We start from the raw sequence: 18,115 nt of genomic DNA, 5'->3' as shown, positions 1-18,115 counted from the left end.
TTCGATGTGGTGAAGGGAACCGCGGCCTAATGCCCCGCGGGAGGGGCTAGCTGGCTCCCTGTGACTCCAGGAGCCGTGCCAGCATCAGCAGGGCCGTCTCGGCGGCGCGGTGACCGGCAGGCCCGCTGAGGGCACTTTCGGGGATGGAAAGCTCTATCTCGCAGCCGAAGGGGAAGTCTGCAGTCATGACTTCCAGCAGGGAGCGGGCGTCGACGCCCTGGATGCCGGCCTTGCGGATGGTCACTGGAAGTCCCGTTTCGGTCACTGCCCTGACGAACACCGCGGCGGGACGGGCATGTAAGCCGACTGACGCTGACACAACGGCCTTATGCACTGGCAAGGGGTCTCCCATTTTCCTGACGGCCCCCAACCGTCATCGATAAAGTTCCTGTCCAATATATCCGGCCGGATGGCTGAGCGACCAAACGCGGAGCGGTGGCCGGTCCATTTGCAGGAACTGGTCTAGTCCAGCGGCGCTGCTTGCCTTAAGCTTGGATAGTGAAAACTGAAGCAAGGGCGCGCCTCCGTGGCTGCTGATGCCCGCGGCGTTGCCGGCGAGATTGACCGCAGCAGCGGGACTGCCATCTATATCCAGCTCAGGGAGATCCTCCGGGCCTACATCAGCGATTCCTGTCCGCCCGGATCAGCCCTGCCCTCCGAACGCGATCTGGCCTTACGGTTCGGCCTGGCCCGTATGACCGTCCGGCAGGCCATCGATGCCCTGGTCGGCGAGGAAGTCCTCGAGCGTGTTGTTGGCCTCGGCACCTTCGTGCGGAAGCCCAAACTCGACCTTCAGGTGAAACTCACCTCGTACAGCGAAGAGATGCAACGCCGCGGGATGGTGCCGGCCGCCAAGGTCCTGAGCTTTGAACAGATCGGCGCCAGCGCATTCCTTGCCCGCGAACTGCAGGTAGAGGAGGGGACGCCACTGGTTCGCTTCCGTCGGCTGCTGCTGGCGGACGGAGAGCCCATGAGCGTGGACGAGAACTTCATCCCTGCGCAGCGGGTCCCGGGTCTCCTGGACGGCGAGCCCCCAACATCGCTATACAACGTGCTGAGTGAGCAGTTCGGCCTCGTGATGGAGTGGGGGGAAGACATGATCGAAGCGACCGCCGCTTCTCCCTCAACGGCGCGCCTGCTCAACGTCGACGTCGGAGCCCCCTTGCTCAAAATCCAGAGGCATGCCTTTGTTGCCCGGGCAATGGTGGACTACTCAGTTTCGTACTACCGGGCCGACCGCTACAAACTATGGGTACCGCTCCAGCGGCCAGGTGCGAGGCCTGCCCGGAATCAATCGCTCGGCTACCGCAACCACTAGCAGCGGGCCGGCGGCTGGCAACAGTGGTGGCTGCCAGCAACAGGAAAGGCCCGGTCCAAATGGACCGGGCCTTTCCTGTTGGAACTTAGATGCTGTGAGCTAGTGGCTGAGGCTCTTGCTTTCCTCGCCGGCCTCTACTGCCGGATGGGCGTGGTGGCCGTGTGCGGCCTCCAGCTCTGCAGGCGTGGCCGGTGCAACACGGTCCTCGAAGAACCACTTGGACAGGAAAGCGCGCTGCTTTTCCTTGCGCGTCACAATGCCGTGGTCGTTGGGGACCGCCGGCAGCGGTGAGGGGGATTCAAATCCAACCAGTTTGTAGCGCTTGTACTCATCCAGCGGAGCATGCACTTCGATGAATTCGCCATGCGGAAGGCGGACAATACGTCCTGTTTCCCGGCCGTGGAGTGCAATTTCCCGGTCCTTGCGCTGGAGGGCGAGGGCTACTCGCTTGGCAACCATAAACGCGATGACCGGACCGATGAAGAACAAGGCGCGGAGCCAGTACGTCACATCGTTCAGGGACACGTGGAAGTGTGTGGCGATGAGGTCCGAACCAGCGGCGGCCCACATCACGCAGTACCAAACAAAGCCAGCGACTCCGATAGCGGTGCGGGTGGGGGCGTTCCGCGGACGGTCCAGGACGTGGTGTTCGCGGGTGTCCTTGGTGACCCAGCTTTCGATCCACGGGTACATGAACATTACCGTGAACAGAATGCCTGCGGGCACCAGGGCCGGAAGCAGGACGTTCAGCGTCAGAGTGTATCCGAAGACGACGTACTCGAAGTGGAAGTCACCGATGACACCGGGCATTAGCCTTAGGGCGCCGTCAACAAATCCGATGTACCAGTCAGGCTGGGTTCCGGCCGAAACGGGTGAGGGGTCGTACGGGCCGTAGTTCCAGATCGGGTTGATCGTGAAGAAGGCTGCCATCAGGGCAATGACACCGAAGACGATGAAGAAGAAGCCGCCTGCCTTGGCTGCGTACACAGGGCCAAGCGGGTAGCCAACAACGTTTCCGTCGTTGCGGCCCGGGCCGGGGTACTGGGTGTGCTTGTGCACAACCACCATAAAGAGGTGCATAACAATCATCAAGAGGATGAGCGCAGGTACGAGCAGGATGTGCAGCATGTAAAGGCGGCCAATAACAGCCGTTCCCGGGAACTCTCCGCCGAAGAAGAAGAAGGAAATGTACGTTCCGACAACCGGGATCGCCTTCATAACACCGTCGATGATCCGCAGGCCGTTGCCGGAGAGCAGGTCATCGGGGAGGGAGTAGCCAGTGAAGCCGGCTGCCATGGCGAGGATCAGCAGGACGCTGCCGACAACCCAGTTCATTTCGCGCGGCTTGCGGAAGGCACCGGTGAAGAAAACGCGCAGCATGTGCACGGCGATCGAGGCAACGAAGAGAAGTGCAGCCCAGTGGTGGACCTGGCGCATAAACAGGCCGCCACGAACGTCGAAGGAAATGTTCAGCGAGGAACTGTACGCCACTGACATCTCGACGTTCTTCAACGGCAGGTAGGAACCGTCGTAGTGGGTCTCCGCCATGGACGGATCAAAGAAGAACGTCAGGAAGGTGCCCGAGAGCAGCAGGATGACGAAGGAATAGAGGGCGACTTCACCGAACATGAATGACCAGTGATCGGGGAACACCTTGCGTCCGAATTCACGCAAGATTCCTGATCCGCCAACCCGGGCGTCAACAAAATCAGTGATGCGTCCGGCTTTAGTCTTGGCGACGAAGGCGGGGGCTTCAGCTCTTGATGCTGCGCTCATGCTCATCACGCTCCCAGTAACTCGGTCCTACAGGTTCGTTGAAGTCGCTGGTTGCGACCAGGTAGCCCTCGGCGTCCACTGCAATCGGCAGTTGGGGGAGGGGCCGGCTGGCCGGGCCAAAGATCACTTTGCACTCATTCGTGAGGTCAAAGGTGGACTGGTGGCACGGGCACAGCAGGTGGTGCGTCTGCTGCTCGTACAGAGCAACGGGGCAACCGACGTGGGTGCAGATCTTGGAGTAGGCAACGATTCCGTTGTAGCTCCAGTCTTCGCGGCCCTCGGAGGGATTCAGCGAGGCGGGATCCAGACGCATCAGCAGGACAACTGCCTTGGCCTTTTCGTTGAGCTTGCCTTCATGCAGTTCGTTCAGGCCCTCAGGAATCACGTGGAAAGCCGAACCGATGGTGACGTCAGAGGCCTTGATAGGCGTGCCGTCGGGGTCGCGGGTGAGGCGCTTGAGCTTGCCCTCCTGCGGTGCCCACATGGTGTGGGACAGCGCCCGGTCGGGGCGGGGGCCGAGGTCACCGAAAACCGCAATTGCGGGAAGCGGGGCCAGTGCCATAGCGCCAAGCAGCGTGTTGCGGATGAGCGGTCGGCGCTTGATGCCGGTCTCTTCCACGATGTCATCCACGATCCGGACTGCCGCCAGGCGGTCTTCTTCGGTGCGGATGGGATGGCGTTCTTCGGAGACTTCGTGGTCCGGCATCAGGGCTTTGGCCCAGTGCACAATACCGGTGCCGATGCCCAGCATCGCAAACGCGGTGCCAAGGCCCAGCAGGGCGTTCTGCAGCCGGATGGTGGCGATGCTTGTGCCATCGCCCAAGTCGATGGCGAAGTACGCCACCAGGAAGATCAGGGTGCCGACAACTGACGCGCCGAATAGTATGGCGACCTGCCGTTCTGCACGCTTTGCGGCCTTCGGGTCCGTGTCGGCCAGGCGCAAACGGTGCGGGGGAATTCCAGGATCCTGGAACTTCTCCACCTCATTCTGACCAGCCGTAGCTACGGTGCCCGAGTGGTTCGGACTGCCGTCACTATGGTTGCCCATAATTCGCCTCATCCTTCTCTCGTCCCGGCGTCTGCCGGGTTAGTTTTCAATTTCAAACTGCTGACTGGGCAGCAGAAGTTCTTAATTTTCCCGTTGCGCCTAAGACGTCCGGGAAGTAAGCCAGATGGTGAACGCGATGATGACACCCAGGCCTGCAATCCACACGAAGAGTCCTTCTGAGACCGGGCCGAGCGCGCCGAGATCAGCGCCACCAGGGGAGCCGTTGGCCTCAATCTGCTTCAGGAAGGTGATGATGTCCCGCTTGCCCTCAGGGGTGACGTTTGCGTCACTGAAAACGGGCATGTTCTGCGGTCCGGTGACCATCGCTTCGTAGATGTGCTTGCCGGTGACATCAGCCAGGGCCGGAGCGAACTTGCCACGGGTGAGGGCACCGCCGGCGGCTGCCGCGTTGTGGCACATCGCGCAGTTCACGCGAAAGAGTTCCCCACCCTTGGCGGCGTCGCCCTGCTCATCAAGCAGGTGCTCTTCAGGAATTGCCGGGCCGGCGCCCAGGGAACCGACGTAGGCTGAAAGCTGGTGAGTCTGCTCATCGTTGAACTGGGCCGGCTTTTTGTAGGCCTGGGGACCGTTCATCTGCATGGGCATCCGGCCCGTACCGACCTGGAAGTCAACCGCTGCAGCACCGACACCAACCAGAGACGGGCCAGCCTGCGTGCCGCTCGCGCCCATGCCGTGGCAGGTGGCGCAGTTGGCTTCAAAGAGCTTTTCGCCCTCGGCGCTGTCGTTGGCGCTGAAGCTGGTGGTGGATGCCTTGGCCTCGTTGACTGTGGTGGCAACGGCGTACAGCCCACCAGTGACGAGGAGTCCCATCAGTAGCAGTGCGATTACTGCGAGTGGGTGACGCCGCTTTTGCGAGAGAGCCTTCACGTGGTGGTTCCTTTATTCGATCGTGCGCCGGCTCCGTGAGCCGCTTCTTGAAATTCTGCCTCTTGTAGAAAAGGAATCAAAGCTTGACTACTTCAGTACGTAGATGACCAGGAAGAGGCCGATCCAGACAACGTCCACAAAGTGCCAGTAATAAGACGTGACGATCGCGGAGGTTGCTTCGAAGTGGCCGAACTTCTTTGCAACAAACGAGCGTCCGATGATGAAGAGGAAGGCTACGAGGCCGCCGATGACGTGCAGGCCGTGGAAGCCGGTGGTCATGTAGAACGCTGAGCCGTAGGCGTTGGAGGAGAGCGAAACGTGCTCTGAAACGAGCATCGCGTATTCCGTTGCCTGGCCGGCGACGAAGAACGCGCCCATGACGAAGGTAAGCGTGAACCATTCGTTCATGCCCCAGCGGGAGAACTGGAACGGGCCGCCTGTTTTTCGAGGCTGCAGCCGTTCGGCGGCGAAGACGCCCATCTGGCAAGCAAAGGAACTGGCCACAAGGACGATCGTGTTGACGAGCGCAAAGGGGAAGTTGAGCTTGGCTGTCTCTTCCGCCCACATCTGTCCGCTCGTGGAGCGCAGCGTGAAGTACATGGCGAAGAGACCGGCGAAGAACATCAACTCACTGGACAGCCAGACTACGGTTCCTACAGAAACCATATTGGGGCGGTTCAGCGTGGGGTGCGTCGGGGTACTGGGGGCATGGGTCGCAGATGTCACATAGACATTATGTCTATAAAAGTCCGTAGTTCCCAACGCGAACCGCCTTTTCCGGGGACTTTTTCTACAAAGACGCGAAATCACCGCGAAAAGTTCCCGAGCGGGTTCACATTGGTCAGGTCCGAGGTGGCTCGATAGCATCAGAAGGTGACTTCTCAGGCAACCGCGCCGGCCGATAGCAACACCTGGCCGCGGCTCATATCGGCTCTTATCAACGGTACTGACCTCACAGCGGACAATACCGCTTGGGCGATGGACAGAATCATGTCCGGGGAGGCGACGCCTTCGCAGATTGCCGGATTCCTGGTTGCCCTCAGCGCCAAGGGTGAAACCGTGGACGAAATTTCGGGCCTGGTGGACGCGATGCTGCGCCATGCAACACCCATCGATATCCCCGGTGAGAAGCTGGACATCGTTGGGACCGGCGGTGACCAGCTCAATACGGTCAACATTTCCACCATGTCCGCCCTCGTCGCTGCGGGCGCTGGAGCGAAAGTCGTTAAGCACGGCAACCGGGCAGCGTCTTCGTCCTCCGGATCGGCCGACGTGCTTGAAGCGCTGGGGGTCCGGCTCGACCTCCCGGTGGCTCAGGTTGCGCGCAACGCGGGGGAGGCTGGAATCACTTTCTGCTTCGCGCAGGTATTTCACCCGTCTTTCCGTCACACCGCCGTGCCCCGCCGGGAACTCGCCATCCCCACCGCTTTTAATTTCCTGGGCCCGCTGACCAACCCTGCCCTGGTGCAGGCCTCAGCCGTGGGAGTGGCGAATGCCCGGATGGCTCCGCTGGTTGCAGGCGTCCTGGCGAAGCGGGGAAGCCGCGGCCTGGTTTTCCGTGGCAATGACGGGCTGGACGAACTGACTACTACGGGCCCTTCCACCGTCTGGGAAATCCGTGACGGAGCTGTCACTGAGCTGAATTTTGAGCCGGCCGAGCTGGGCATCCGGCCCGCGACTGTAGAGGAACTTCGTGGCGGGGACGCCCAGGCGAACGCCGCCGTCGTCCGTGATGTCCTGGCCGGTATGACCGGCGCAGCACGGGATGCCGTGCTGCTTAACGCGGCCGCTGGGCTGGTGGCATTTGATGAATCATCCGATGGCCCATTCCTGGATCGTATGCGTTCGGCATTTGCCCGGGCCGCGGAGTCGATTGATACGGGTGCTGCCGCTGCGGTCCTCGACAGGTGGGTTTCACTGACGCGGCCCTGACCTGTGTACAGGAAAAGGCGCGGGCCCGGCTCTACAGCCGGGCCCGCGCCTTTTTCCGGAAAAGCGGTCTACTGTTCGAAGCCGAGCGCGAATGCCGCGTCGAGATCGTGTTGCGAGTAGGCACGGAACGCAATGTGTGTGGTGGTGTGAACCACCGCGGGCACCTTTGAGAGCTTGTCGGCGATGACGTCGGCCAGGTCCTCGTGCCGGGCGACGCGGGCAACGGCGATGAGGTCCCATTCGCCTGTGACGGAATAGACCTCGCTGATGCCTGGGATCGCAGAAATTTCCTCGGCGGTTTCCGGGATGCGCGCGGCGTCGGTCTTTATCAGAACGAATGCGGTGATCACTGTTCAATCCTTCCGGATCTGTTGGCCGTGGCTGTGCCCGGCAAGACTCTGTGGTGATGCCAGCCTATTACATGGGCGGTGTTCGTCAGGCGTGGCCCGGACGCATGCCCGGCAGCGTTGTCACGACAGTCGAAGCCTGCGTACCAGCGCAAGAGGTGCCCGGTAGCCCACTAGGAACAGCGCCAGGCTCAAGAGTGCAACAACCACGAAGGCCACCACCACGCTCTGTCCCGTCAGCGCCCTCAGGATCATGCCGCCCGCGACGGCCCCAAGCCAGATCACGACGCCGGTTGCCATGGACAGCGGACGCCGCCAGGCCCGCCCGGCGAACCAGGCGATAGCGGCCCCAGCCAGGAACGGCCAGGCGGTGAGGAACACTCCGGTGATGATGTCGCCGCGCTGGTGGGCATCTCTGCCGATCGCCGCGAAAACGAGGATGAGGACGGCGTCGGACAGTGCCGCGGCGGTGATCGCGCGCCTGCCGCCGGATACGGATTGCTGCTGGGTCCAGGTCATGGCTTCGAGCCTAACCCGGCGACGGCGGCGGCCCGGTCAGGATGCTTGCCGGGCTACGGGGGATTATGGAAGATGGGTGGGACAACAGCGGCGCTCATCAAGCGGGAGGCACAGTGCGCCTGATCCAGGTGGCCCAGCAGGCACATGACCTCCAGCGGGCCGCAGAGTTCTATGCACAATTGCTAGGGGTGCAGCCGGCGGCGGTCTACGACCCGCCAGGGCTGCTGTTTTTCGACCTCGACGGCGTCCGGCTCTTGCTGGAGCGCGGCGCGCCGTCGGCGGCCCTCTATTTGGAGGTAGAGGACGTCCGGACGAGCATCAGCGTCCTGCAGGGCCAAGGAGTGGAGGTAGTTGCGATGCCGCATGTGATCTTTCACCATGGCGACGCCGCCCTGGGTCCGGCAGGGACCGATGAGTGGATGGCCTTCATCCGCGACTCGGAAGGGAACACGGTGGGGCTGGTCAGCCGGCATCCTCCGGCCGTTGTGCGGGGAATGGCCCCGGACTAGGCTCTAGCCGGAAGGGAGCAGCCATGCAAAAAGATTTCCACTTGCCTGTGGTTCGAGAACCAGGCCGAAGAGGCCGCCGAGTTCTACGTGTCAGTCTTCGGCGATTCCAGGATTATGGACGTCTCGCGGTTCGGTGAGGTTGGTCCCGGTCAGGCCGGGAAGGTCATCACCGTTGAGTTTGAGATTGAGGCCGAAGGTTCATGGCACTCAACGGGGGAGCGTCGGCCAATTTCACGGAAGCCGTCTCGTTTGTGGTCGACTGTTCTGACCAGGAGGAAGTGGACCGCTACTGGTCGGCGCTGACCGACGGCGGGGCGGAGAGCCAGTGCGGCTGGTTGAAGGACCGCTACGGCGTCTCCTGGCAGATTGTGCCGTCTGTCCTGGGCTCACTGATTGGCGGTCCGGATCCACACCAGCAAGGTCGGCCTGGTTCCTCCGGTCCTTAGATGCCGGCCGCTGCTGACGACCGTGTCGTTTGACGGTTTGCGCAACGACTCAATGCCCACGCGGCCCGAAGCCCGGGAGGCTGCCGCACCCAGGTCACGCACGGGCCCGGCGTAGACCCACTGCTTACTGCAGCTCAGGGGTAGGCGATGCCTTCGGTGGCGATACGCTGACCCATCTGGCCCACCTTGTCCCGTGCGCCCTCTTCCTGGGCGAAATTCTGGCGGAGCAGGGCCGCGACCTCGGCCGCGCCGCGCGCTTCAGCGTTCACGACCAGGGTCTGATAGACGGCGATTTCGTGGTGCTCGGTCTCCAGGGCACCGGCAAGGATCACAACATCAACCAGGGAGTTATCGGTCTTGCCGAGCATCGAGTTCCCTTCCTTGGCCATCGCTGTGGTGACCGGAGAAGGCGAATCGCTGACCTTCTCGCCCAACAACTCAAAGGAACGCTCAATATTGGCGATCTGCTGTTTCGTCTCCTCGGCGTGCTCCTTCAGCAGCGCCTTCAGTTCCGGCCGGCGCGCTGCTTTCTCAAGCTCTCCGAGCATGGCCAAGGTGTCACGCTCCATGGTCAGCGCAGAACCAAGTTTGTAGCTGAAAATCTCTTCCGGGGTCTTAAAATTTTCAAACACAGTCTCTCCTTCGATGACGGTCCGTTCCCTACGAGCAGCCAGATTCAAGGAACGGTAAACGATCAGTCTGCCGGCGGCTCTGGTTCAACCATCATTCCCCTGCAGCAGGACAAACTGAACCCCCCCGATCAAACCTCAGCCTCAAGCAGCCATATCAAGACCTGGAGGTGAGATTCCATGAGTCCGGCGCAGACCATGAGAACTACCGCCCCTGGGACTTCCCTGCACGCTCAGCCCTTGCTATAGGCGAGGACATCTTTTAGTCACAGCTTGCCTCTGGCCATCGTTAGCTCTCTGAAAACTGGCATAACCTGCAACCGCCGCCCGTGCCGTCAACCACGTCGCTCCGCAGAGGATTTCAATTGCAACGCATCCGGCCACGCGGAGGTTTCTTTGAGTCAACGCGGCTATGTTCAAATGATGCTAAGTGAACTTAGTATGACTTTAATTGCCAGCGGATTTCTGGAGAGACAGCCGTTTCCGATCGGCAGCGGCCAGCGAGATATGGAGTGCGAAATGACTGCAGCATCACATGGCCCGGTTGGCAACGACATGAGCCGGACCAATATCCAGAAAGCCGCGCTGGTGACCGGTGCGGTGTTTTTACTGTTCGGTGTTTTGGGCTTCATCCCTGGCGCGACGACGAACTACGGTCAGCTGGGTTTTGCCGGGCCTGGTTCGGAGGCCTTGTTACTGGGCCTGTTCCAGGTCTCGATCCTGCATAACATCGTTCATTTTCTCTTCGGTGTGGCCGGTGTGCTGATGGCCCGGAGCGCCTCCGGCGCGCGGAACTTCCTGATCGGGGGAGGGGCGGTCTACCTGGTCCTTTGGATCTATGGCCTGGTCATCGGCCATGAAACCGCTGCCAACTTCGTCCCGTTTAACCATGCCGACAACTGGCTGCATCTGTTCCTGGCCGTTGGCATGATCGGTGTCGGTCTCCTTCTTGCCCGGGGCGCAGTGCCGCGTCGTCGATAGCGCGCCTCTAGAGTCGCAAAGGCTTTCGGGTATAGGCGCGGAGATGGACCGTCGTTCGTTTGCCTGCCGGAAACGTGGGCATCGTCCGGACACCGCGCCATTCATGATCGAACAGGACGAGGTGGACCTCTGGGAGCTATGGCCTGGGGTACTTGGCCAACGGCGGAAGATGGCTTCGTCCACCGCGGCGTTGTTTCGTTCCCCGGGGTTTCAAACCTATCGGCCGGCCCGGTGCTGTGGTGGTGGGAGCGGTTCAGATTGGTTTCTGCTTTATGGTTGACAAATTCTTACATTTCTTTGTCATCCGTGGACTGGTTCGTTGACTTTTTTGTGGTTTTTGCGGGGTTCCCGGGATACGTTCAGAGGAATGTGAAGTGCTTTCCCTGAACAGTACGGAGCTGGAAACGTGAGTGTTCCCGAATTTGTAGTGCATTTCCTTGTCAGTCCGGGCGGATCAGCGGCCCGGTGTTGTAGGTGAGCGCGGAAGTGGCCGGGAACAAAGGCAGGAACTTGCGTGGCCCGGATCCGCTGGAGTCGCTTACGGGCAGGATCGCCGAAGGCGATGAGGAGGCTTTCGAGGAATTGTATTCCCGCACCGTACGGCGGCTGTTCGGCTTGGCATTGAAAATTGTCCGGAGGCCGGAGTTGGCTGAGGAGATCGTGCAGGACGTCTACGTCCAGGTGTGGTCATCGGCAGGCAGCTGCGATCCTTCCCGGGGTGCGCCCCTGGCGTGGTTGTTCACGCTGACGCACCGACGCGCGGTGGATGTTGTCCGGCGGGAGCAAAGCTGCCGTGAGCGCGATTCCCGGCATCACCGTGAGACATCAGCGATGGGACAGGATTCCACCGAAGAGTTGGTCCTGCGCAGGTTGAAAGATGAGAAGGTCCTGAAGAGCCTGTCTACAATCAGCGCCCCGCAGTCGGAAGCGATTGTCCTGGCATACTTTGGCGGGCAGACGTATGCGGAAGTTGCCCGGACCCTTAACCTGAGCGTCCCGGCCGTGAAGTCCCGTATCCGTGACGGTTTCAGCAACCTACGTCAGTCATTGGGTCCTGCCGGCTAGGGCTGACACGGTTCGGGCCATGCGCCAGGCAAATCACGCGAAGTGTCATTTNTCTTTGAACTCCTGGGTGAAACGCCGGCGTGCTGCAGTCATGCTGATCTCTACTTTCAGTAGACCCCCATTTTAAGAGGGCCCACTGTCCGAGAACTCCGCGGCAGCTCACAGCGCACGAGCCGGACGAAGCACTCGCGCTGCTGGCAGCAGGGGAGGTAGACCTTGCCCTCACCTACGACTACAACCTGGCCCCCGCCAATGCTGACAGGGCTCTCGACTCCCTCCCGCTGTGGTCCACCCCCTGGAGTCTGGCAGTTCAAACATGCGACGGGCAGAACTCCTACCGGGACGCCCTGGCGGTCTTCAACAACTTTCGCGACTACGACTGGATCGGAAACTCCCGCAACCCTGCCGACGAGGACGTAGTACGCCTCATCGGATCCATGGCCGGATACGAACCCCTTGTAAGGCACCAAGCAGACAACCTCGACCTTGTCGAGGACCTCATTCTCGCCGGAATGGGCATCGGACTGCTGCCGGCAGACCGCCAAACCCAAGCCGGCGTCACCCTCCTGCCGCTCACAAAACCCGACGTACGATTACGGGCGTACGCCCGTACCCGCCGCGGCCGCGGTACCTGGCCGCCGCTGGAATTGGTCCTGACACGGCTCTCGCGCGCCGACAACACCAGCTACGCTTCCCAGTAGTGCAGAAGACTTCGGACATTCCAGCGTCGAAGATACTGCGCAGACGCTCACGCCAGTCCACCCTGAGAATAGTCGTCGACGAGTCTCTGGTAGCTATACCCGAGGCAAAGAGGCTCTGCGATTTATCACAGTTGCTATGAACCGAGCTCCCAATGTCCGGCTGGGGTATGCCCTAAGTGGACGGCCGTGCGGTCGACTTTGAACATTCCGTGCAAACGACTTCGATACATGACACTGGATCCGTGGGGAGTGTCGCCCCAACGGTGTCCCGTTTCCTTGGAAGTGGGACACACGCTCGTGACCTAGGCTCGAAGCAAAACGATCAACAGCAATGAAAGCGCTGGAACAGCTGCAGGAAGGGTGTGTTTGTTGGCTGAAGCATTGGGACGTGAGGCCCGCGCCATTCGCGATTACGTTTTTCACCTCACGGGACGAAGCCATGCAGTGGCTTCTCCAAAGTCCTAATCCCTGACGCTCCGCTTTGGCTAACAGTCACGGCGCCCAGAAGTTGTGATGTTTCCAGAGTTGGTGAAGGGACACTGTTCTTCTTTTGACGTCAGACGTACTCTTAGCGGAATCCCAGGCCCGGATGGAGGGTTTCTGGGGAAACGGAAAAGGGTGAATATACGAGATGACACTCAGAGACGAGTGGGACCAACTTGATTCAGAGACGCGCCAGTGGCTCCTGGATAATCCGGGATGCGTGATGGTGCCGCGCACCGTCACCGCCATGATCAAGCAAAATTCCGCGGGGCACGTCGACGTCGACGGGCACGGCCAGATGCTGCTTTCCCGTGAGGATCTGGATTTTATCCGCGAGAAAGAAACGGGCGTGGGTGCGGGCCAAAACAGCGAGGAATTGCTGTTCTTCGATGCAACGCAGCCCGGAAAGCGCGGATAAGCCCTGGGGTTTGTAGGACCACCTGGGGATACCGTTGGGCATGCCCGAGACCCGCCCATGTTCCGGTCCCCGCATCGGTGAGTTGCCGTGTGGAAGGCAACCGGGCCAGGGAAACCTCGATCCGGGAAGACGAGCGCAGACCCTTCGGGACGCACGTGCCGGTAACGAAGAAACGAATATCTCCGTTCCAGACCCCACTTCGTTCCCGGTGTACTGCGTCCTTCTGCCGGGGTGTTATTCCACGGTGAGGGTGCCTTTCATGTTGCCGTGGAAGTTGCAGTGGTAGGGGTAGGTCCCGGGTTCGGTCGGGGCGGTGAAGGTGCCGGTGCCGACTTTGATGTTGGCGTCGAACGCGTCACCGGTGTCAGCGGTGATGGTGTGCGCTTCGGTGTCTTCGTTGGTGACACTGACCGTCGCTCCGGGGCTCACGGTTTCCGTTCCCTGGTATTTGAAGCCCTTGATCAGTATTTTCGCCGGGGCCGCCGCGGGTGTTGAGCCCGGGCCGGAGGTTGAGGGAGCAGGTTCTGCGGTGGCGGCAGGAGCTGAGGGGAATTGTTCCGCCTGTGTGGGGGCGGCTGTTGTGGCGGACCCGGAGGTGCCGGGGGTCCCGCAGCCGGACAGGGCCAGCACGGCTGCTGCTGCCGCGAGTCCGAGCGCGCTACCGGTTCTGGTGTTTGCTTTCATGGGTGAACCTTTCATGGGTACCGTCGGTTGGTGCCTTTGTTCGCGCATAAGCGGGTCAGGGGTGTTCGACCCAGCAGGCCCGCTCCCGCTAAGGATTTGCGGCCGCTTTTCAGGCTGTGCGTTGTCAGGCTTTGAGTGTGGCGTAGATGACGTAGTTGTCGTCGAAGAGCCCGGTGGCGGGGTCGNCGCGCTACCGGTTCTGGTGTTTGCTTTCATGGGTGAACCTTTCATGGGTACCGTCGGTTGGTGCCTTTGTTCGCGCATAAGCGGGTCAGGGGTGTTCGACCCAGCAGGCCAGGATGGTGGTGGAGAGCTGGTAGGCCAGGGCGTTCCTGGTGATGTTCTCCGGTCCCAGGGTGGCGGGCAGGTCGGTGGCGTCCACGTGCAGGACGAAGCTGTCTTTTTGGAACACCGCTGACCCGTCGGCGGTTTCGTAAGCCGGGAAACCGAGGTTCGCGAGGCCTTCGATGGGTGTGGCGTCTTTGGCCAGGGCCTGCATCGCGTTGAAGTAGGTTAGGGCGGACGCCTTGTCGACGGCTTCCTGGACGGAGATTTTCAGGGCACCTTCGTTCAGGTGGTAGGTGCAGGTGAAGGTGTTGTTGGCCCAGTCGTTGATGGTGTGTGGGTCCTCCTTCAGGTCCAGGATGGAGGTGAGCCTGTCCATCGGTTGTTTCCCGCAGACCATCAGGGCAGCGTCGCTGGGACCGTCGGCCTTGGGTGTGTCGGGGGATGATGAGCCGTCACTGTGGTGCCCGCTGCCGTGGCTGTCGGTGTGCCCCGCCTCGGGTGAAGCAGCCGAGGGGGCCAGCGTCGAGACGTCCGACGGTGCGGTTACGGATCCGGCCGCTGTTGCACAGCCGGAGAGCAACAGGGACGAGAGTACCAACGAGGCCAGCAGGGGAGTACGGTTTTTCATGACTTCCGTCCTGGCCGCTCCCGCTAAGGATTTGCGGCCGCTTTTCAGGCTGTGCGTTGTCAGGCTTTGAGTGTGGCGTAGATGACGTAGTTGTCGTCGAAGAGCCCGGTGGCGGGGTCGTAGCCGTCGCAGGTGACCAGCCGGAGCTCGGCACCTGGGGTGTTGCCGTAGACCTCGAGGGTGGGGAATTCGTTCTTGCTGTAGAGGGTGCCGCGGTCAACGGTGAACACGGCGATGCTGCCGTCGGTTCGGGACACGTTGATTTCGTCGCCGTTTTTGAGCTTCTGGAGGTCCGCGAACACCCCGGTGTTCCCGCCGAGGGCGTTGACGTGACCGAGGATCACGGAGGGTCCCCGTTCACCGGGTGTGGGGGAGCCGTTGTACCAGCTGGCGGGTGCGCCGTTACCGGTGTCTTCCGGGACTTCCAGGGAGCCGTTCTCCCGCAGTCCCAGGTGGAGAAGGTCCGTCCGGACCCCGATCGAGGAAATGCTGAGGGTGACGGGAGCCGACGCGCCCATCACCGGCGGAAGCTGCTGTGCGGGCGGGGCCGCCACGGGGGCAACGGGCGGCGGGGTGGCTGTAGCCGGTGTCGGAGCCGCGGTCGTGCCGGGTGTTACCGGAGATGAGGCGGAAGGTGGGGAGCCGGCGTCGGGCGTTCCGTTGTTTCCTGCGCCGCAGCCGGCCAGGGTGAGCAGGAGCAGAACCCCGGCCACCGCAGAGGCCAGGGGGCCTCTGCGGTGGCCGGGATTCATGAGTGTCACAGTGATGGTCCAGTCAGCCCTTGCTTAGGCTGCTGATCCGGCGCTGCGGCGGCGGACAACGTAGGCTCCGCCGGCGAGGGCGATCAGGGCCAAACCGCCGCCGATAGCGAGGGCTCCGGTGTCGGTGCCGGTTTCGGCGGTGACGCCGGTGTCAGCGCCGCCTGCGGGCATCTTCATCTGGCCGGCCTTCAAGGTCCCGCACAGGGCGGGGGAAGTGGCGGCGAGCGGAAGGGTCGGTGCAAGGTCGCTCTTGGCGGCCTGGCCTGCCGCGCTGAGCGTGGCGGGGTCAAGGCCGTGGACGACGACCACGGCGGTGCCGGCTTTCAGGGCTGCCTTGGTTTCGGCGTTCAGTTCGAACGTGCGGTCAACGGTGTAGGCAGCGCCCTGGCCGCCGACCTTGAGATCAAGGCCCGCTGCCGGGCTCGTGTCGCCGCTGGTGGACAAGGTGGTCACGATGGGGCCGTAGAACGGATCGCCCTCGGTGGTGGAAATGACCTTGTCCCCGTCCTTATCGGCAGACGGGTCCGGGCAGGTGCCCTGCTTGCCGCCGTGGATGTGCTGGACGTGCGGGTACGGGGCATCCATGAACGTCGCCGGCATACCCGAAACTTTCAGGACAACGTGGGCCTGGTTGCCCGTGACATCAACTGTGATGGTGCCGGCGCCTGCGCTGCCGTTGAGCTGGCCCAGGGTCGACTGGTAAGACTGGTCCGCGGCCATCGCGGGGGAACCGGAAAGGGCCAGGGCGGCCAAAGCGAGGGTGGGAACTGCCATAAAGCGAAGTGACTTATTCATTGGAACAATCTCCTCATACACGCGCGTGTGATGTTGGCGCCCCAAGGAAGGGGATACCAGTACTTCGGAGCGGCACACAAAAAGGATGGGCCAAATTGTGGCCAGGTTCACAAACGTTTTGGGTAGGGCTCCGCCGGGCAGGTATCCAGCGAATTTTTCGAAGGTGATGATCCGGCTGGTTCAAGTAGCCGAAGCGCCGCGGCGGCGGCCCCTTGACGTCAACCGTGAGCCTGGCCGGGTCTTGTGCAGCAGGGCGTAACCGGCCACCGCCAGGGCCCCGGCGACCGCTTCGGCCAGCGCTGTAACAACTTTGGCCGCGTACCAAACCGGTTCATACATCGACGGCAGCGGCCCGATAGCAGGGACCTGGACATACCGGTACAGGATGACCGCGGCCAGGGACGACAGGCCCACTGCTGCGGCCGCCGCGAAAGCGGGCCGTGAGCCCGTGACCAGTACGAACACCGCGGCCAGGACCGCCGCTCCGGCCTGGACAAGGAACAGGGTCCCTTGCCCGAGACCGCCCGGCGCTGCCTGCTGGTAGCCCGGGGCGAGCTGGACATGGATCACGGCACTGACCACCAGGCCCGCCGCGACACCGACACGCAGCACCCACAGAGACCGTGAATGCGGTTTCAGTTCCGACCGACTCATTTCTCGGTTCATTTCACGACCAGCGTCCCGGTCATCTGCGGATGAAAGCTGCAGATGATCCCGTATTCACCCGGGGCATCCGGGGCCTGGAAGATCACCGTCGCGCCGGCCGGGACTTCAATGTCGAACCCGCCCTGGTCCTTGGCCGTGAGGGTATGGGGAGCGCTGTCCGCGTTCGTCACCGTCACCGTCGCCCCTGGCTTCACCGAGGCCGGGACCTCATACGCGAAATCCCGAATGGTGATAACCGCCTCGGCCGCCTGTGTCGACCCATCAGCTGATGGGGCAGCGGAACTGGACGCGGCCGGCGGGGCGGAAGAGTCCCCGCCCTGTCCGGCGCACCCGGTAAGGGCCGCCAAGGACACGGCCGCAGCTACGGTCAGAATACGGTTGATCGTTCTCATGACATTCCCCTTCGAAAGAGATGTTGTCCTCCACACGCCGGACGGCGCGCCCATCAGGAAACTACCCCACGCACATTATTCGTCACCCCCGCCCTCACGGACTGCCGATCAGCAGTAGCCTGTCTTGCAGATTCCACGGCAGGTGACCTTGCGGTGGCAAATGACCTATGCGTTTCAGGGGCCGCGCGCGGCCAGTTGATGCTTACGATGTAATCCCAGAACAGCTGCCCCTTGGGGCGGCGGGTCAACGCAGGGAGTGCGGCATGGAAGACGGTAAGTCCTTGAGCGGGCGCGTAGCGGTCGTAACCGGAGGCAGCAGCGGACTTGGTAAAGCCGTGGCGCTTGCCTTGGCCGCAGTGGGAGCGGACGTCGCGGTCATTGCCAGATCTCGTGATGACCTGGAAGCGACCATCGCCCAGATCAATACCAGTTCCCAAAACGGTCAGCGGGCGATCGGTGTGGCCGCCGATCTGGCCGACGCGGACGCGGTCAACCGTGTCATGGAGGATATCCGGTGGGACCTCGGACCGCCCACCATCCTCGTCAACGCCGCCGGAACGGATGCCCCCGGCACTGTTGAGGAGCTCGATACCGCTGCCTGGGACAGGGTCATGAACGTCAACCTCCGCGCTGTCTTCCTCCTGGCCAAGGCCGTGTTCCCCGGAATGCGCGAGGCCGGAGGCGGCACCATCATCAATATCGGTTCGGTAGCCGGACGCCGCGGATGGGCAAACGCCGGAGCCTNGCGGAAGAGTCCCCGCCCTGTCCGGCGCACCCGGTAAGGGCCGCCAAGGACACGGCCGCAGCTACGGTCAGAATACGGTTGATCGTTCTCATGACA

The 18,115-nt window shown here is 62.1% G+C and carries 21 protein-coding genes and 2 pseudogenes; 9 read left to right on the top strand and 14 right to left on the bottom strand.

Going from position 1 to position 18,115, the window contains the following annotated elements:
* Positions 1-46: 46 nt before the first annotated feature.
* The gene (locus tag AC50YA_RS15475) at positions 47-340 is read right to left on the bottom strand and encodes an HPr family phosphocarrier protein (RefSeq protein WP_494983139.1); all 294 of its coding nucleotides are present in this window, start codon (positions 338-340) and stop codon (positions 47-49) included.
* 186 nt (positions 341-526) lie between these two features.
* On the opposite strand from AC50YA_RS15475, the gene AC50YA_RS15470 reads away from it, so the two are divergent.
* A complete protein-coding gene (locus tag AC50YA_RS15470) occupies positions 527-1,318 on the top strand; it encodes a GntR family transcriptional regulator (protein ID WP_141140648.1) in 792 nt (263 codons plus the stop codon).
* A gap of 99 nt (positions 1,319-1,417) precedes the next feature.
* Here AC50YA_RS15470 and qcrB read toward each other — a convergent pair whose 3' ends face one another.
* The 4 genes from qcrB to ctaE all read right to left on the bottom strand — a co-directional run bounded on the left by qcrB (position 1,418) and on the right by ctaE (position 5,756).
* A complete protein-coding gene (gene qcrB / locus AC50YA_RS15465) occupies positions 1,418-3,094 on the bottom strand; it encodes a cytochrome bc1 complex cytochrome b subunit (RefSeq protein WP_494983138.1) in 1,677 nt (558 codons plus the stop codon).
* Entirely contained in the window at positions 3,072-4,142 is a 1,071-nt protein-coding gene (qcrA, locus tag AC50YA_RS15460) for a cytochrome bc1 complex Rieske iron-sulfur subunit (RefSeq protein ID WP_494983137.1), read from the bottom strand. Before qcrA ends, qcrB begins: the two co-directional genes overlap by 23 nt.
* Before the next feature lie 99 nt (positions 4,143-4,241).
* Positions 4,242-5,030: a cytochrome bc1 complex diheme cytochrome c subunit gene (qcrC, locus tag AC50YA_RS15455; protein ID WP_494983136.1), complete on the bottom strand. Its 789-nt coding sequence runs from the start codon at positions 5,028-5,030 to the stop codon at positions 4,242-4,244.
* An 87-nt stretch (positions 5,031-5,117) separates the two neighbouring features.
* Positions 5,118-5,756 (bottom strand): aa3-type cytochrome oxidase subunit III, encoded by a 639-nt coding sequence (ctaE, locus tag AC50YA_RS15450; RefSeq protein ID WP_494983135.1) that lies wholly within the window; start codon positions 5,754-5,756, stop codon positions 5,118-5,120.
* Positions 5,757-5,903: 147 nt separating this feature from the next.
* On the opposite strand from ctaE, the gene trpD reads away from it, so the two are divergent.
* On the top strand, positions 5,904-6,962 hold the full coding sequence (trpD, locus tag AC50YA_RS15445) for an anthranilate phosphoribosyltransferase (protein ID WP_494983134.1): 1,059 nt from the start codon (positions 5,904-5,906) through the stop codon (positions 6,960-6,962).
* 68 nt (positions 6,963-7,030) lie between these two features.
* Here trpD and AC50YA_RS15440 read toward each other — a convergent pair whose 3' ends face one another.
* Complete coding sequence (locus AC50YA_RS15440) at positions 7,031-7,312, bottom strand: Lrp/AsnC family transcriptional regulator (RefSeq protein ID WP_056340053.1); 282 nt, start codon at positions 7,310-7,312, stop codon at positions 7,031-7,033.
* 120 nt (positions 7,313-7,432) lie between these two features.
* Entirely contained in the window at positions 7,433-7,828 is a 396-nt protein-coding gene (locus AC50YA_RS15435) for a DUF3054 domain-containing protein (RefSeq protein WP_494983133.1), read from the bottom strand.
* A gap of 113 nt (positions 7,829-7,941) precedes the next feature.
* Between AC50YA_RS15435 and AC50YA_RS15430 the strand changes: the two genes are divergently transcribed.
* Together AC50YA_RS15430 and AC50YA_RS15425 are read left to right on the top strand one after the other, a co-directional pair.
* On the top strand, positions 7,942-8,337 hold the full coding sequence (locus AC50YA_RS15430; protein ID WP_494983132.1) for a VOC family protein: 396 nt from the start codon (positions 7,942-7,944) through the stop codon (positions 8,335-8,337).
* Positions 8,338-8,424: 87 nt separating this feature from the next.
* A pseudogene (locus AC50YA_RS15425) lies at positions 8,425-8,783 on the top strand (VOC family protein).
* 134 nt (positions 8,784-8,917) lie between these two features.
* On the opposite strand, the gene AC50YA_RS15420 reads toward AC50YA_RS15425, so the two are convergent.
* Positions 8,918-9,415: a ferritin-like domain-containing protein gene (locus AC50YA_RS15420; RefSeq protein WP_494983131.1), complete on the bottom strand. Its 498-nt coding sequence runs from the start codon at positions 9,413-9,415 to the stop codon at positions 8,918-8,920.
* Between the two features lie 516 nt (positions 9,416-9,931).
* On the opposite strand from AC50YA_RS15420, the gene AC50YA_RS15415 reads away from it, so the two are divergent.
* The 4 genes and pseudogenes from AC50YA_RS15415 (at position 9,932) to AC50YA_RS15400 (ending at position 13,060) form a co-directional block, all read left to right on the top strand.
* Positions 9,932-10,393: a DUF4383 domain-containing protein gene (locus AC50YA_RS15415; protein ID WP_494983186.1), complete on the top strand. Its 462-nt coding sequence runs from the start codon at positions 9,932-9,934 to the stop codon at positions 10,391-10,393.
* Positions 10,394-10,867: 474 nt separating this feature from the next.
* A complete protein-coding gene (locus AC50YA_RS15410; RefSeq protein ID WP_494983130.1) occupies positions 10,868-11,458 on the top strand; it encodes a sigma-70 family RNA polymerase sigma factor in 591 nt (196 codons plus the stop codon).
* Positions 11,459-11,598: 140 nt separating this feature from the next.
* Positions 11,599-12,159, top strand: a pseudogene (locus AC50YA_RS15405) (LysR substrate-binding domain-containing protein); the annotation flags it as partial.
* Positions 12,160-12,865: 706 nt separating this feature from the next.
* Complete coding sequence (locus AC50YA_RS15400) at positions 12,866-13,060, top strand: hypothetical protein (protein WP_494983129.1); 195 nt, start codon at positions 12,866-12,868, stop codon at positions 13,058-13,060.
* A 234-nt stretch (positions 13,061-13,294) separates the two neighbouring features.
* On the opposite strand, the gene AC50YA_RS15395 is transcribed toward AC50YA_RS15400, so the two are convergent.
* The 6 genes from AC50YA_RS15395 to AC50YA_RS15370 all read right to left on the bottom strand — a co-directional run bounded on the left by AC50YA_RS15395 (position 13,295) and on the right by AC50YA_RS15370 (position 17,274).
* Positions 13,295-13,744: a cupredoxin domain-containing protein gene (locus tag AC50YA_RS15395; protein WP_494983128.1), complete on the bottom strand. Its 450-nt coding sequence runs from the start codon at positions 13,742-13,744 to the stop codon at positions 13,295-13,297.
* Between the two features lie 271 nt (positions 13,745-14,015).
* Positions 14,016-14,660, bottom strand: a complete 645-nt coding sequence (locus tag AC50YA_RS15390; protein ID WP_494983127.1) for a hypothetical protein — start codon at positions 14,658-14,660, stop codon at positions 14,016-14,018.
* Between the two features lie 59 nt (positions 14,661-14,719).
* Positions 14,720-15,421, bottom strand: coding sequence for a sortase domain-containing protein (locus tag AC50YA_RS15385; protein ID WP_494983126.1), 702 nt, complete (start codon positions 15,419-15,421; stop codon positions 14,720-14,722).
* A 24-nt stretch (positions 15,422-15,445) separates the two neighbouring features.
* On the bottom strand, positions 15,446-16,216 hold the full coding sequence (locus tag AC50YA_RS15380) for a hypothetical protein (RefSeq protein ID WP_494983125.1): 771 nt from the start codon (positions 16,214-16,216) through the stop codon (positions 15,446-15,448).
* 180 nt (positions 16,217-16,396) lie between these two features.
* Positions 16,397-16,870, bottom strand: coding sequence for a hypothetical protein (locus AC50YA_RS15375; protein WP_494983124.1), 474 nt, complete (start codon positions 16,868-16,870; stop codon positions 16,397-16,399).
* 8 nt (positions 16,871-16,878) lie between these two features.
* Complete coding sequence (locus AC50YA_RS15370) at positions 16,879-17,274, bottom strand: cupredoxin domain-containing protein (RefSeq protein WP_494983123.1); 396 nt, start codon at positions 17,272-17,274, stop codon at positions 16,879-16,881.
* A gap of 167 nt (positions 17,275-17,441) precedes the next feature.
* On the opposite strand from AC50YA_RS15370, the gene AC50YA_RS15365 reads away from it, so the two are divergent.
* Positions 17,442-18,056: an SDR family NAD(P)-dependent oxidoreductase gene (locus tag AC50YA_RS15365; protein ID WP_494983122.1), complete on the top strand. Its 615-nt coding sequence runs from the start codon at positions 17,442-17,444 to the stop codon at positions 18,054-18,056.
* Positions 18,057-18,115 lie beyond the last annotated feature (59 nt).

The sequence above is a fragment of the Pseudarthrobacter sp. RHLT3-21 genome (assembly GCF_059383495.1).
This window is presented reverse-complemented; position numbering and strand designations above follow the sequence as displayed.

What these genes read in the sequence shown, in the direction of transcription:
- qcrB (WP_494983138.1), bottom strand. Translation starts at nt 3,094, where the DNA reads ATGAGCGCAGCATCAAGAGCTGAAGCCCCCGCCTTCGTCGCCAAGACT.
- qcrA (WP_494983137.1), bottom strand. Translation starts at nt 4,142, where the DNA reads ATGGGCAACCATAGTGACGGCAGTCCGAACCACTCGGGCACCGTAGCT.
- AC50YA_RS15435 (WP_494983133.1), bottom strand. Translation starts at nt 7,828, where the DNA reads ATGACCTGGACCCAGCAGCAATCCGTATCCGGCGGCAGGCGCGCGATC.
- AC50YA_RS15415 (WP_494983186.1), top strand. Translation starts at nt 9,932, where the DNA reads ATGACTGCAGCATCACATGGCCCGGTTGGCAACGACATGAGCCGGACC.
- AC50YA_RS15400 (WP_494983129.1), top strand. Translation starts at nt 12,866, where the DNA reads ATGGTGCCGCGCACCGTCACCGCCATGATCAAGCAAAATTCCGCGGGG.
- AC50YA_RS15395 (WP_494983128.1), bottom strand. Translation starts at nt 13,744, where the DNA reads ATGAAAGCAAACACCAGAACCGGTAGCGCGCTCGGACTCGCGGCAGCA.
- AC50YA_RS15390 (WP_494983127.1), bottom strand. Translation starts at nt 14,660, where the DNA reads ATGAAAAACCGTACTCCCCTGCTGGCCTCGTTGGTACTCTCGTCCCTG.
- AC50YA_RS15380 (WP_494983125.1), bottom strand. Translation starts at nt 16,216, where the DNA reads ATGAATAAGTCACTTCGCTTTATGGCAGTTCCCACCCTCGCTTTGGCC.
- AC50YA_RS15375 (WP_494983124.1), bottom strand. Translation starts at nt 16,870, where the DNA reads ATGAGTCGGTCGGAACTGAAACCGCATTCACGGTCTCTGTGGGTGCTG.
- AC50YA_RS15370 (WP_494983123.1), bottom strand. Translation starts at nt 17,274, where the DNA reads ATGAGAACGATCAACCGTATTCTGACCGTAGCTGCGGCCGTGTCCTTG.